At 56.9% G+C, this 12,030-nt stretch carries 15 protein-coding genes; 5 read left to right on the top strand and 10 right to left on the bottom strand.

Annotated elements, in window-relative coordinates; translation table 11 throughout:
- Nucleotides 1-83: 83 nt before the first annotated feature.
- The 3 genes from EKM04_RS11445 to rpmB all read right to left on the bottom strand — a co-directional run bounded on the left by EKM04_RS11445 (nt 84) and on the right by rpmB (nt 1,785).
- Complete coding sequence (locus tag EKM04_RS11445; RefSeq protein WP_174155644.1) at nt 84-518, bottom strand: helix-turn-helix domain-containing protein; 435 nt, start codon at nt 516-518, stop codon at nt 84-86.
- A gap of 217 nt (nt 519-735) precedes the next feature.
- The gene (locus EKM04_RS11440; RefSeq protein ID WP_183897590.1) at nt 736-1,371 is read right to left on the bottom strand and encodes a queuosine precursor transporter; all 636 of its coding nucleotides are present in this window, start codon (nt 1,369-1,371) and stop codon (nt 736-738) included.
- 111 nt (nt 1,372-1,482) lie between these two features.
- Entirely contained in the window at nt 1,483-1,785 is a 303-nt protein-coding gene (rpmB, locus tag EKM04_RS11435; protein WP_042616811.1) for a 50S ribosomal protein L28, read from the bottom strand.
- A 252-nt stretch (nt 1,786-2,037) separates the two neighbouring features.
- Between rpmB and EKM04_RS11430 the strand changes: the two genes are divergently transcribed.
- Complete coding sequence (locus EKM04_RS11430; RefSeq protein ID WP_183897591.1) at nt 2,038-2,811, top strand: DUF3108 domain-containing protein; 774 nt, start codon at nt 2,038-2,040, stop codon at nt 2,809-2,811.
- Between the two features lies 1 nt (nt 2,812).
- Here EKM04_RS11430 and EKM04_RS11425 read toward each other — a convergent pair whose 3' ends face one another.
- Nucleotides 2,813-3,244: a cupin domain-containing protein gene (locus EKM04_RS11425; RefSeq protein ID WP_183897592.1), complete on the bottom strand. Its 432-nt coding sequence runs from the start codon at nt 3,242-3,244 to the stop codon at nt 2,813-2,815.
- On the bottom strand, nt 3,244-4,014 hold the full coding sequence (gene gloB / locus EKM04_RS11420; protein WP_183897593.1) for a hydroxyacylglutathione hydrolase: 771 nt from the start codon (nt 4,012-4,014) through the stop codon (nt 3,244-3,246). Before gloB ends, EKM04_RS11425 begins: the two co-directional genes overlap by 1 nt.
- A gap of 93 nt (nt 4,015-4,107) precedes the next feature.
- Between gloB and EKM04_RS11415 the strand changes: the two genes are divergently transcribed.
- The 3 genes from EKM04_RS11415 (at nt 4,108) to EKM04_RS11405 (ending at nt 6,984) form a co-directional block, all read left to right on the top strand.
- Nucleotides 4,108-4,869, top strand: a complete 762-nt coding sequence (locus EKM04_RS11415) for a class I SAM-dependent methyltransferase (RefSeq protein WP_174155702.1) — start codon at nt 4,108-4,110, stop codon at nt 4,867-4,869.
- 82 nt (nt 4,870-4,951) lie between these two features.
- Complete coding sequence (gene hisC, locus EKM04_RS11410; protein WP_183897594.1) at nt 4,952-6,058, top strand: histidinol-phosphate transaminase; 1,107 nt, start codon at nt 4,952-4,954, stop codon at nt 6,056-6,058.
- Nucleotides 6,055-6,984, top strand: a complete 930-nt coding sequence (locus EKM04_RS11405; protein ID WP_183897595.1) for a prephenate/arogenate dehydrogenase family protein — start codon at nt 6,055-6,057, stop codon at nt 6,982-6,984. Before hisC ends, EKM04_RS11405 begins: the two co-directional genes overlap by 4 nt.
- Before the next feature lie 5 nt (nt 6,985-6,989).
- On the opposite strand, the gene EKM04_RS11400 is transcribed toward EKM04_RS11405, so the two are convergent.
- Nucleotides 6,990-7,991, bottom strand: coding sequence for a DUF2125 domain-containing protein (locus EKM04_RS11400; RefSeq protein ID WP_183897596.1), 1,002 nt, complete (start codon nt 7,989-7,991; stop codon nt 6,990-6,992).
- 47 nt (nt 7,992-8,038) lie between these two features.
- Between EKM04_RS11400 and EKM04_RS11395 the strand changes: the two genes are divergently transcribed.
- Nucleotides 8,039-8,575, top strand: coding sequence for a gamma-glutamylcyclotransferase (locus EKM04_RS11395; protein ID WP_183897597.1), 537 nt, complete (start codon nt 8,039-8,041; stop codon nt 8,573-8,575).
- Here the strand turns inward: EKM04_RS11395 and EKM04_RS11390 are convergent.
- From EKM04_RS11390 to ftsE, 4 genes are all read right to left on the bottom strand, one after another.
- Nucleotides 8,554-9,345 carry a lysophospholipid acyltransferase family protein gene (locus tag EKM04_RS11390; protein WP_183897598.1) on the bottom strand — a complete coding sequence of 264 codons (792 nt, stop codon included), beginning with the start codon at nt 9,343-9,345 and terminating at the stop codon, nt 8,554-8,556. The genes EKM04_RS11395 and EKM04_RS11390 overlap by 22 nt on opposite strands.
- Nucleotides 9,346-9,472: 127 nt before the next feature.
- Nucleotides 9,473-10,171: a YdcF family protein gene (locus EKM04_RS11385; protein WP_183897599.1), complete on the bottom strand. Its 699-nt coding sequence runs from the start codon at nt 10,169-10,171 to the stop codon at nt 9,473-9,475.
- 73 nt (nt 10,172-10,244) lie between these two features.
- The gene (locus EKM04_RS11380) at nt 10,245-11,249 is read right to left on the bottom strand and encodes a cell division protein FtsX (RefSeq protein WP_183897600.1); all 1,005 of its coding nucleotides are present in this window, start codon (nt 11,247-11,249) and stop codon (nt 10,245-10,247) included.
- Nucleotides 11,242-11,901 (bottom strand): cell division ATP-binding protein FtsE, encoded by a 660-nt coding sequence (ftsE, locus tag EKM04_RS11375; protein ID WP_174155632.1) that lies wholly within the window; start codon nt 11,899-11,901, stop codon nt 11,242-11,244. The genes EKM04_RS11380 and ftsE overlap by 8 nt, the downstream gene beginning before the upstream one ends.
- Nucleotides 11,902-12,030 lie beyond the last annotated feature (129 nt).

Genomic DNA, 12,030 nt, shown 5'->3' with positions numbered 1-12,030 from the left:
CGATGATGGATCAGCGAAATAGTCTGTCTTGGCTAACGCCCGCATAGAGCCCTGTTGCCGACGGTAACGGGGAACCCTCTTTCCTAGTGGGGTAAGGACGCGGACGTCTCTGTCGTCTTTTTCCCATCGGCCGTGTTGCTGTTGCCGAGCGACTGGACAAGTTCCAGAACGCGGCGGCGAACGCGGTCGTCTTCTATCGTGCAAAACGCCCGTGCCAGCGCTATGCCTTCCTTGGAATTCATGAACTGCGAGAGCTGGCTGGGCTCTGCCAATGGCTTATCGTCCGCGGAGCCGGGGCTTCCCTCAAAGAAATAGGAGATGTGCACATCCAGCAATTCGGAAATATGCTGCAGCCGGCTGGCACCGACCCGGTTTGTGCCTTTCTCATATTTTTGAACTTGCTGGAATGTAATTCCAAGTCCATCGCCCAGTTTTTCCTGACTTAACCCGAGCATGACGCGGCGCAGGCGAATACGGGAACCGACGTGGATGTCGATATCATTGGGGGATTTTTTCATGGTATGCGTAACTCCGAAGCCTGAGGCTGTGTACAGGATTGCCGAAACTTGAGTGAGCGCAAAGGGTCGGCAACATTGGGCCCATGCGGTGTATTCTAAAAACGATCGTGCTACCCGGGACGAAAACGACGGCTTAAATTGGATCAGGTTTTTCTTGGGCTGGAAGATGACGGCTTCAGATCAGGCCGGGCAAGCCCCAGATTTTGGGTCTTGCCAATCAGCGCAGTTTCGTCGTTGGCAAAGGCTTCAATCTCGTCATCAATGCGCCGTAAGGCAAAAGCATGACGAGACCGACGATTATCTTCACCGTAAGATCTCCCAGGGCCCACGAAACCCAACGGGGTGCTTCGCTGGCGAAGATGCCAAGGATCGGTGCCTGCTCGATGGCGAAGGTGTCGTTGGGGCCGACAAACGAGAAGGTTGCGGCAAAGGCGATGGAGAAGAAGAGTGCGGTGTCGAGGACCGATCCCAGCAGAGAGCCTGCTAACGGCGCTCGCCACCAGCTTTGCTGGCGAAGCCGGTTAAAGACCGAGATGTCAAGAAGCTGGCCGATCAGATAGGCCGTGCCGGATGCGACCGCAATGCGTGGAATCGATGTCCAGAACGACAGGCACACGCCGACGACGAAACCCGCCAGGACCACCCGCCGCGCGGTGGCTGGACCAAACTGACGGTTGGTCAGGTCGGTGATGAGGAACGCAACGGGATAGGTAAAAGCGCCCCATGTGAGAAGGTCGCCGAGATTGATGCCGAGGAACGTGCCCGATAACGGGTACTGGACCAGGATGTTCGATGCCACGACGACTGTGGTCATGAGCAGGATATAGACAAGCATAAAGCGCTGATAGGGCATTTTTTTATCCTGGGTGATGCCACCAGTTGGAGCGAAATGAAAACAAACAAAAGGCTTGAGCGGCAGTAGCCATTCAAGCCTTTTGAAAGTTCGTGGTGTTAACGCCGCGTATTAGGCAGCTGCAACAGCCGTTTCAACAGTCTTCTTGGCAATCTGGCGACGCAGCAAACGGGCGCGCATCGAAAGGTCGCTTTCGCTGGACTTGAGAAGGAACAGGTCGAGGCCGCCACGATGTTCGACAGAACGCAGAGCGGCTGCAGAAACGCGCAGACGGAAGCGCTGGCCGAGAGAATCAGAGATCAACGTAACCTGGCAGAGGTTCGGAAGGAACCGGCGCTTTGTTCTGTTGTTGGCGTGGCTGACGTTGTTGCCCGTCTGGACGCCCTTGCCGGTCAATTCGCATACACGGGACATGGGTACACCTATTTGTTATCGTCTGTTTTACCACTGGTTCGCTATCCGGCAAAACCCGGTCAGCAATCCAACTGGCAATGATTGGAAAGTTGCGGTTCTATAGTCAGGCAGAGATGATCAGTCAACCCGCCCACGCTTTTTTGTGAGCAAATTCGCTGGATTTCCACGTCGCTCCGCTATTTTATTGCCATAACTGCGCGTATATCATCGTGGTGTGAGGCGGCCTTTCCTGCCTGTCGAGGTGTTACCCGAATGAATGTCACAGTACAAAGGTTTTTCACGGCAACCGTCGTGACACTTGCAAGCATCTCTCCCGGTCTGGCCGCAGAAACACGGCATGACAGCGAATACAGCATAAATCTGGGTATTCTGCCCATCGCCAGGGCGAACTTCTCGACCCGTATGACGGGCGCAACCTATTCCATTTCCGGTTCCTTCAGCTCTGCCGGCGTTGCCAGCGTGCTGAAAGATATCTCTGGAAAGACCAACGTGTCGGGCGCCAAGCGCGGCAACCGTATGCAGGCCGACGAATATTCGCTGGTCTATAAGGATGGTAAGCGGACCCGCACCTACGATGTCCAATATCGCAACGGAAACGTCACATCGACGACGGTGAAGCCTGAGCCTAAACCGCGACCCGACAGTTGGGTCGATGTCAAGGATCGGGATTTACGTTCGGTTCTTGATCCGATCTCCGGTCTGCTTTTTCCTGTCGGGGGTCGTATATGCCCCAGCCGCCTGCCGATTTACGACGGTGAGTCTCGGCTGGATCTGGTCTTGAGCTCCGGGGGCACGAAGCCTTTCACCACGGACGGTTTCACTGGTGATGCGATTGTCTGCAATGCCCGCTATGTGCCGAAGTCAGGTTTTCGCAAGGGCCGCAAGGACATCGAATATCTGAAGTCGATTTCCATGGAGATTTGGTTTGCCAAGGCCAACAACATGGATGTCTATGCACCTGTCTACGCACGTATACCGACTAGGGTCGGGCAGGTTTACATCACCGCGACCAAATACGGCGGCTAATTCAGCCCGGCGACCAGCCGGGCTCAGCCATCACGAAGCTGTCGAAGACGAAACCGGGGGCGACGGTGCAGCCGACAAGCGTAAACTCGCCCAGGCTTTCTGCCGCCTGCCAGCAATTGGCGGGAACGATGGCTTGCGGTCTCTCGCCACCAAGGAGAGCTGGTCCGAGCCTGACCGTCTCGACTGATTTCCCATCGTGGCACAAATGAAGAGACAGCGGCGCACCAGCGTAATAATGCCAGACCTCGGCCGCATCGATCACACGGTGCCAGTGGGAGCGTTGCCCCTTTTCCAGCAAATAATAGATCGCCGTCGAATGTCCACGCTGCCCGTCCGATGCATCGCGAAAGGTTTGCCGATAAAACCCGCCTTCCGGGTGTGGTTCGAGTTTCAGTTCACGAATGATCGCCTGCGCCGATAGGTCTTGGGGCATCAGAAATTATCCTTACGTGTTCGGATGTCTGCAAACACTTCGGCATCCGTGGCGCCTGTAAGGCCGAGATGCGTGCGGATGGCAGGATCGGCGACGCGCATGTAGGGGTTGGTTTGTTTTTCAAGTCCGATGGTCGTTGGAATGGTGAACTCGCCGCTGTTTCTCTTGGTTTCGACCTCACGGGCGCGCTGGTGAAGTGCAGCATTATCCGGGTCGATTGTCACAGCGAAACGAGCATTGGACAGCGTGTAGTCATGGCCGAAATAGACTCTGACGTCATCCGGCAGCGCCATCAGTTTCTGAAACGACTGCCACATATCGGCAGCAGGTCTCTCGAACAGGCGTCCACAGCCCATGGCAAACAATGTGTCTGCGGCAAACAGCAGAGCGTCGTCGGGCAGGTAGTAGCAGATATGTCCAGCCGTGTGCCCGGGCGTGCCGATGACATGGACCGGGCGGCCTGCAAAGTCGAACTCATCACCATCGGCGGCAGACTTGTCAAGACCCGGTATGGCGATGGCCTCATCATGTGGTCCATAAATCGTACAGCCGAATTTTTCCTTCAGCGACAGATTGGCTTCGACGTGGTCCTGATGATGATGTGTTGTGAAAATATGGCTGAGCGTCCATCCGCGCCGGTCGAGCGCATCGATGATGGGTGCCTCCTCGGGTGCGTCGATCGAAACGGTGGCGCCTGTTTCGCTATCATGCAGCAGAACACCGAAATTATCGCTGCGGCACGAAAAGACTTCTATTTCCAACGGCTTCATGGTGTGTCTTCCTTTTTCCGCGTTCAGATCATCCGGTTTGCAATGTAGGCTCTGGCGCCTTGAAGTCCAACCGTGGCCTGCTACATTCCCTTGATGAACACCGATATCGTCGATCTGCGCGAATTTTATCATTCTCCTCTCGGTCGCTCCGCCGAGCAGGCGATCACTATGGCGCTGTCGACGCTGTGGCCAAGCCTGCCGGATGAGCGGTTGGTGGGCATCGGCTACGCCGTTCCGTTTCTGGACCGCTTCCGCCATGACACGGAGAGAACATTCGCTTTTATGCCGGCAGGGCAGGGGGCGGTGAACTGGCCCGCCGGTGAACGGTCGTCGACGGCGCTTGTGTTTGACGAGGAGCTGCCGTTGCCGGATTCGTCCATAGACCGTATCCTGATGGTGCATTCGCTGGAGTTTGCGGAAAATCCGCGTGAGACACTGAAAGAATTGTGGCGCGTTCTGGCTCCCGGCGGGCGGCTCATTATCGTTGTACCGAACCGGCGTGGCGTATGGGCGCGGATGGAGCATACGCCTTTCGGCTCCGGTCGACCTTACTCGCGCGGGCAACTCACCGGACTGTTGCGGGAAACCAACTTTACGCCGGGAGCATCTGCTGAAGCCTTGTTTTTCCCCCCCTCAAAGGTGAGGTCCGTCCTGCGCTTCCGCCGGTTTTTGGAAACCACGGGACGAAAGCTTTGGCCGGTCTTTTCCGGGGTGATTGTGGTTGAGGCACAAAAGCGTCTCTATCAGGGGCTGCCTGTCACCCAAAGGGCGTCCCGCCGGGTGTTTGTGCCGGTGCTTGCACCACAGGGCATGCCAACGGCCAGAACCGGATCCGAACAGCGCAAGCCGCGCTGACACTCGACAAACCAGCCATTCCAGTCTAATGCCTGCGGCATTGTCTGGCCGGATTTTCCGGCGTTTTCCAAGGGTCGATGAAATGAGTGCAGAGCTTAACCAACCTGTCCCGCGTCCGGGTATTCTGGATATTGCCGCTTACGTTCCCGGTAAAGAGCATGTCGACGGCGTGGCCAAGGTCTATAAGCTTTCCTCCAACGAAACGCCGCTGGGTGCCAGTCCGAAGGCGATAGAGGCCTTCAAAGCCGTGGCTTCCAACCTGGAAATCTACCCGGATGGACAGGCAACTGCTTTGCGCCAGGCCATTGCCGACGTGCATGGGTTGAACATTTCCAATATCCTGTGCGGAAACGGCTCCGATGAACTGCTGGGTCTGTTGTGCCACGTTTATCTGGGGGCAGGCGATGAGGCGATCATCACGGAACACGGCTTTCTGGTTTACAAGATTCAGATCATGGGTGCCGGGGCAAGTGCCATCACGGTCAAGGAAAAAGATTGCGCCATCGACGTGGACGCAATCCTGGCCGCTGTGACGCCCAAGACCAAGATGGTTTTCATTGCCAATCCCGGCAATCCGACTGGCACCTATGTTCCGGTCTCCGAAGTGCGCCGCCTTCAGGCTGGCTTGCCGAAGCACGTTATTCTGGTGCTGGATGCGGCCTATGCCGAATATGTTCGCAAGAACGATTACGAGGCAGGGCTGGAGCTGGTTTCGGGCAATGCCAATGTCGTCATGACGCGCACCTTTTCCAAGGTCTACGGTCTTGCCGCGCTGCGCGTGGGCTGGATGTACGGTCCGGCCGCCATCGTCGATGCCTTGAACCGTGTGCGTGGTCCCTTCAACATGAACGCGCCCGCCATCGCAGCTGGTGCCGCGGCCATCCGCGATCAGGCTTTTATGCAGAAGGCGGTGTCCCACAATCTTGAATGGCTGGAAAAGCTGACACAGACATTCACCGACCTTGGCCTCGAGGTCACGCCGTCCGTTACCAATTTCATTCTCATTCATTTCCCTGATGTCGATGGGAAGCGTGCGGCCGACGCTGATGAATTTTTGACGCGACGTGGCTATATCCTTCGCGCTGTCCGCGGCTATGGTTTTGCCAATGCACTGCGCATGACGGTGGGTTCTGAAGAGGCAAATCTTGGCGTGATTGCTGCGCTTAAAGACTTCATGGGCAAAGCATGACTGATATTCTCTTCGAACGGATCGCCCTGATCGGTATCGGCCTGATCGGATCCTCCATCGCGCGCGATGTCAAGGAGCTGGGCCTTGCCCACGAGGTGGTGATTTCCACCCGCAGCGCTGAGACGCTGAAGCGTGCAGAAGAACTGGAGCTCGGGACCGCCTACACCACGTCTGCGGCGGACGCGGTCAAGAATGCCGATCTGGTGATCATATCGGTACCGGTCGGCGCATCAGGAAGCGTGGCCGAGCACATCGCGCCGTCTCTGAAACCGGGCGCTATCGTGACGGATGTAGGCTCCACCAAGGCATCCGTGATCGCTCAAATGGCGCCGCACATTCCGCAAAATGTCCATTTCATTCCCGGCCACCCGCTGGCAGGCACGGAAAAATCCGGGCCGGATGCCGGGTTTACGGGGTTGTTTCGTGACCGGTGGTGCATCTTCACACCGTTGCCTGGAACTAATGCTGAAGCGTTGGCTCAGCTAAGGTCTTTCTGGGAAAGGCTCGGCTCTCGGATCGATGAAATGGATGCGGAGCACCACGACAAGGTCTTGGCCATCGTTTCCCACCTGCCGCACATCATCGCCTACAATATCGTCGGCACGGCAGACGATCTGGGCACGGTGACAGAGTCTGAAGTCATTAAATACTCGGCCTCCGGTTTTCGTGATTTCACCCGTCTGGCGGCATCTGACCCGACGATGTGGCGGGACGTATGCTTGCATAACAAGGATGCGATCCTTGAAATGCTGGCGCGGTTTTCAGAGGACCTCGCCTATCTCCAGCGGGCCATTCGATGGGGTGAGGGCGACAAGCTGTTTGAGCTTTTCAGTCGCACCCGCGATATTCGCCGCTCGATCGTGCAAGCAGGGCAGGACGTGGACGCCGCCAACTTTGGCCGTCCGACGCCCGATGCCAAACCTTAGTTGTTTCAGATCGGCGGGATCTTTCCTAGGGGAATGAAACCGCTGACGGTCGCGCGGCCACGATCGACGACCAGATCGACCGATGCCCTATCGCCGCCGCCCGCCAGAGCGCGCAGCAGTTTGCGAGCGGTATCGATGGTGGACTGCAGTTGTGGGAAAGTCTGCTTGGCGTTGTCGGCCCATTCGCCCAGCTTTTCGATTTCCAGCTTGAACTGGCCAGAGAGATTGCCCTGATCGTCAAACGAGAACGGGCCTGTGATGCGCATGGTGCGGCCATCGCCAATGTCGAGCATCACGCGGCGCAACTCGCCACTGGCACCGTAGAGCCCGGTCCGGTCACTGCCGTCGATCATGCCTGCCTTGCCGGCGAGCGTCACATCGGCAATGGCATTCAAGCGCGGCAAAAGCTGTGGCCAATCCTTGATGACGGTGGATGTGTCCGTCAGCGTGATGGCACCATCAAGGTCCGCGCCGTTTTGGCGTAGATGAACTTCGGTCTTTGCCGCATCGAAATTGATGGTCTGGGCAGTAACGGACGACACTGCTGTTGCCTTCAGCCCGTCGATAACGAGTGAAGTGCGATCAACACCCTTCAATTTGGTGACGAGGCTGGACTGCATATTGGCCCATTGCGCCGAAATATTCAGCCCGTGCCCGGTCTGGATGGTGGCGGGAGAGTCCAGTTCCCATACGATATGACGAGGGGCATAAATCTGCGCTGCCGAACGCAACGCTCCGAAGGATGCAGTCATATTGTTGTTTGTATTCTTGACGTCGATCGTGGAGCAGAACAGGCCGATGCGGAATGGGTAGCCCCTGAAGGCGATGTCCTTGCACTCTCCGGTTATTCCTGCCGAGCCGCCAGGTGCAAGCGTGCGAATGACGGTTTCCTGAAGCCGCTGGGCGGCGTAAAACCAACCAGCGGAGTAGATGGCAACGAAAAATATGATCCCAAGACCGAGAAAAAGGTATTTTCTGCCTGTTCGGGATTGGCTTGACGCTGCCATGATGATCTCCAATGGTAAAACACAGGTGATTTGGTTTGGCTTGCGATATGGACGATTTTTGGGTCTTTGGCTATGGTTCGTTGATGTGGAATCCGGGCTTCCCGTTTCAGGAGCGTCAGCAGGCGCGCCTGAATGGCTACCGTCGCTCACTCTGCATTCGCTCTAATGTCTATCGTGGTACGGATGAAAACCCCGGCTTGGTGCTTGGGCTTGAGCGGGGCGGCTCTTGCCACGGTGTTGCCTTTCGGGTCGCCGATGCCGACCGCGATGCCGTCGTCGCTTACTTGCGTGAACGCGAACTGATCAGCAATGTCTATAAGGAACGTGTCATTGCGGTTGGCCTTGTGGACGGAAGGCGCCGACACGCCATGACCTATGTGGCCGATCCCCAACATCCGCAATATGTCGGCGGGCTTGGAGTGGAGGACGCTGCCCGTATCGTGCGGCATGCGTCGGGACGTTCGGGACCGAATGCCGATTACGTTTTCAACACGGTTCAGCACCTTCAGGACATGGGCATACGTGACGCCGTGCTCGAGCGGGTCGCAGCCGATGTCGAGGCTCAGTCTGTCGTCTGCCCCTGAAGCTCTGCCAGTCGCTTTTGCGCTGTCGCAGGCAATGGCAGATCTGGATTGTCGCGTGCGGTTTCCAAAAGCAGCTCGTCGCTCGCTTTTTCGGTCACTTCGATCAGCTGCTTGAAAAAAACATCGGGATCGAGACCAGGCTGGATCGGTGGCAGGATCCGCACCTTGAAATGGCCGGGATAACGCATTGTGGAGCGGCGTGGCCAGAAAAGGCCGGGATGCATGGCGACAGGCACGACAGGGACTTTCAGGTCCCGGTATAGACGTGCGATGCCATAACGATATTCCGGCTCCGCACCGGGTGGGCGGCGGGTGCCCTCGGGGTAGATAATCAGCTCTCGGCCCTTGGCCATTTCTTCCTTGGCGCGTTCCATGACCTTCAGCATGACCTTGCCGCGCGCAGCCCGGTTGACCGGGATCATCCGCTGCTTGGCGACGTACCAGCCGAAAAGCGGTATCCACATCAACTCACGCTTCAGGATATAGACGGGGTCCTTGAGATTGGGCAGCAGCGCATAGGTGTCCCAGAAAGATTGGTGCTTGGGTGCAAAGATACATCCGCTTTCCGGAATATGTTCGAGCCCTTCGATCTCGAATGTCGTACCAACGAGCTTTTCCATCAGCCAGTGATTGGACCGTGCCCAAGCCTTGGGAATCTCGAATGCGACTTTTCGTGGCACGATGAAATAGATCGGTGTCAGGATCAGCATCCGCACGATGAGATTGATATAAAACAGCGTGTTGAAGAGAATGGAACGCAGTCTGAGCATAAAAAGGCTTCCCCGGGCGCGCGCGGATCAACGAGAGAAGCATTCTTCCGTGTTGTCAGCAGCGCTGAACGCCTACACGAAAACGAGGTGTTTCAGCAAGACCCATCCGATGTCGGGCAGTTCGGGGTCAAGGTGTATCGCTGTTTCGCAGGCCGTTGCCCTTGCCAACGCCGGTGATATCACGTGCAGCGACGGCCACGAACTTGATATATTCGATGATCATGGTGCGCACCACGTCCGGGTTTACGAACCAGTTGGTGCGGGCAAGATCCGAATTGATCACGGGGTAGGCGATGAAATTCGTATCGGGGCTTGTGTCACGCAGCTCGTGAAGCGAGCGGTGCATGTGGTAATTATTGGTAACGATAACAACCGAGGTGTAGCCGCGATCCTTGATCCATTTCGACGCCTCGTTGGCGTTGCCGATCGTGTCGACTGCCTGATAACCCATATCCACGCAACAGGCAAAAAGATCGGACGAACTTTGCGTCATCTTTCTGATTTGTGCCCGGCTCGTGGCAGGGTTGACCCCTGAAATCAGCAACCGCTTCCCCACGCCATCCCGAAGCAGGCCGACCGCTTGGTCAATGCGCAGATATCCCCCGGTGAGAACAATGATGGCGTCGGCCTTGGTGCCCGACGGTGGGCGCATGGACGCCACCGAATCGGCAAACCACAGAAACCCGCCGAAGACAGCGCCGACGATAACGACGAAGAGAAGGATGGTTATCCGCACGAAACGACGCAAACGGCCGCGCCGCGAAAGCCATCCATTTCGCGTCGTTGTGGTCGATTCGTCATCGGGGTCTATGCGACTCATTGCCATGAGTTATCCATAAGCTTGCATGAAGACAAGGAACAGGCATTCGTGGCGACTTGGTGGCGTGCGCCTGGTCGTCTTATACACCTTCACTTTTCGACGGGTCGGAACGGACGCGGTCGATATCGTCAATGGTCCGAATAACTGTCAGACGCGCCGTGAGTGTGGTGAGCAGCGCAATCACCATCATGGTTGCGAAAATGCCGATATAGCCATCCATGCCAACGGAAAAGGAACCGAACAAGGCGCTCGCCTGATCGCTCTGAGGCGTTGCGAGGGAGCGGGACTGCCAAAAACCGGCAGCGAGGAAGACCGCCGCTGCCAAGGCACTCCCAGCCCCAGAACCCTTCAGGCTGATTTTCAAGAAGTGTTTTTGAAACTCCCGGGCAACGAAGCTACTCTCAGCGCCGACGAAATGCAAAACCTCGACAATGTGCCGGTTTCCCGAAAGTGCGCCACGGGTGGCAAAAACCACCGTCAAAACCATGGCGCTGAACACCAGGATCAGCACGCCGAGCCCGATCATCACAGTCGTGTGGGCCATCGATACGAGACGATCGACCCAGGTGCGGTGATCGTCGAGAAACGCCTGAGGTATCTCCGTTTTGAGGATCGCGCGCATGGCCTCGAAATCCGGCGGATTGGTTTCATCGATCGTGATGATGACGAGACGTGGAACGGGAAGCTCCGACAGATCGAGACCCGCGCCCAGCCAAGGCTCCAGAAGGCGAGCGGTGGCCGCCTCGTCCATGACTGTTCCCTCTCGGGTACCGACGAAGCCCAGAGCCAGATTGCGGGCTTTGGTCAGGGCCGCATCCATGTCCAACCCTTCCTCGGGCTTGATCTGAATGGTGATTTCTCTTGAAATTTGGCTCTGCCAACTGGTCGCCGTGGTGCGTACCATGCTGACGGCGCCGAGCGTAAGACAAGCCAGAAACGCCATGATCGCGATGACGACGATCAGCGCATTGCCCTGAATGTTGGAGGGCGGCAGGATGGGTGCCATCGGCCGGATGCGCATCTGCGGCAGTTTCGGCGCTGGTTTTTGCGCGGGCTTGAGTGGCTTGCGCTTTATCTCATCCATAGACGTCGAGCCGCCCTTCGGTCAGGATCATGCGGCGCGCATCGACCTGATCCATCAAACCGAAATCATGGGTGGCGATGACGACCGCGGTGCCGAGCCTGTTCAATTCCATGAAGAGGTTGAGCAGGCGCTTTGCCATTGGCGGATCAACGTTACCGGTCGGCTCATCGGCGAGGAGTATTTCGGGCTGGTCCATCAGCGCGCGGGCAATCGCGGCACGCTGTTTTTCACCGCCGGACAGAATAGGCGGCAAGACGTTGATACGCTCGCCCAGTCCGACCCATTTCAACAGCTCGATCACATCATTGCGATAGGCACTTTCCTCCTTGCCGCGCACGCGCAACGGCAGCGCGACATTCTCGTAAGTGGTGAGGTGGTCCAAAAGACGGAAGTCCTGAAAGACGATGCCGACGCGGCGGCGCAGCAGAGGGAGTTCGCTACGGGGTATGCGCGACACATCGCGGCTGAACATGCGTATGTGTCCCCGTGTCGGCTGCAGCGACATCAGCAGCAGGCGTAAAAGGGTGGTTTTGCCCGCGCCAGACGGGCCTGTCAGAAACTGGAACGATCCTTTGGGAATATTGAAGGTCATGTCCCTTAAGATTTCAGGGCCCATGCCGTATCTTAACCCGACATTTTCGAAATGGATCAACGAACTTCCAGTCTTTTGCTTTCGTGGTGTGCGATTCGCATCAATATCACAGCTTTTTATATCCAACCTACGGCGTGTGGGTGGCTTGAGGAATGATCTTTGCGAAGCATTAACCAATTAAATTTACGA

The organism is Rhizobium skierniewicense Ch11 (assembly GCF_023757665.1).
Taxonomy (GTDB): Bacteria; Pseudomonadota; Alphaproteobacteria; order Rhizobiales; family Rhizobiaceae; genus Agrobacterium; species Agrobacterium skierniewicense.
The sequence above is the reverse complement of the archived record's forward strand: the minus strand, read 5'-3'. Positions and strand labels throughout refer to the sequence as shown.

Excerpts from the sequence above, each read along its gene's own strand:
- EKM04_RS11445 (WP_174155644.1), bottom strand. The coding sequence starts at position 518 with ATGAAAAAATCCCCCAATGATATCGACATCCACGTCGGTTCCCGTATT.
- EKM04_RS11440 (WP_183897590.1), bottom strand. The coding sequence starts at position 1,371 with ATGCCCTATCAGCGCTTTATGCTTGTCTATATCCTGCTCATGACCACA.
- rpmB (WP_042616811.1), bottom strand. The coding sequence starts at position 1,785 with ATGTCCCGTGTATGCGAATTGACCGGCAAGGGCGTCCAGACGGGCAAC.
- EKM04_RS11430 (WP_183897591.1), top strand. The coding sequence starts at position 2,038 with ATGAATGTCACAGTACAAAGGTTTTTCACGGCAACCGTCGTGACACTT.
- EKM04_RS11425 (WP_183897592.1), bottom strand. The coding sequence starts at position 3,244 with ATGCCCCAAGACCTATCGGCGCAGGCGATCATTCGTGAACTGAAACTC.
- gloB (WP_183897593.1), bottom strand. The coding sequence starts at position 4,014 with ATGAAGCCGTTGGAAATAGAAGTCTTTTCGTGCCGCAGCGATAATTTC.
- EKM04_RS11415 (WP_174155702.1), top strand. The coding sequence starts at position 4,108 with ATGAACACCGATATCGTCGATCTGCGCGAATTTTATCATTCTCCTCTC.
- hisC (WP_183897594.1), top strand. The coding sequence starts at position 4,952 with ATGAGTGCAGAGCTTAACCAACCTGTCCCGCGTCCGGGTATTCTGGAT.
- EKM04_RS11405 (WP_183897595.1), top strand. The coding sequence starts at position 6,055 with ATGACTGATATTCTCTTCGAACGGATCGCCCTGATCGGTATCGGCCTG.
- EKM04_RS11400 (WP_183897596.1), bottom strand. The coding sequence starts at position 7,991 with ATGGCAGCGTCAAGCCAATCCCGAACAGGCAGAAAATACCTTTTTCTC.
- EKM04_RS11395 (WP_183897597.1), top strand. The coding sequence starts at position 8,039 with ATGGACGATTTTTGGGTCTTTGGCTATGGTTCGTTGATGTGGAATCCG.
- EKM04_RS11390 (WP_183897598.1), bottom strand. The coding sequence starts at position 9,345 with ATGCTCAGACTGCGTTCCATTCTCTTCAACACGCTGTTTTATATCAAT.
- EKM04_RS11385 (WP_183897599.1), bottom strand. The coding sequence starts at position 10,171 with ATGGCAATGAGTCGCATAGACCCCGATGACGAATCGACCACAACGACG.
- EKM04_RS11380 (WP_183897600.1), bottom strand. The coding sequence starts at position 11,249 with ATGGATGAGATAAAGCGCAAGCCACTCAAGCCCGCGCAAAAACCAGCG.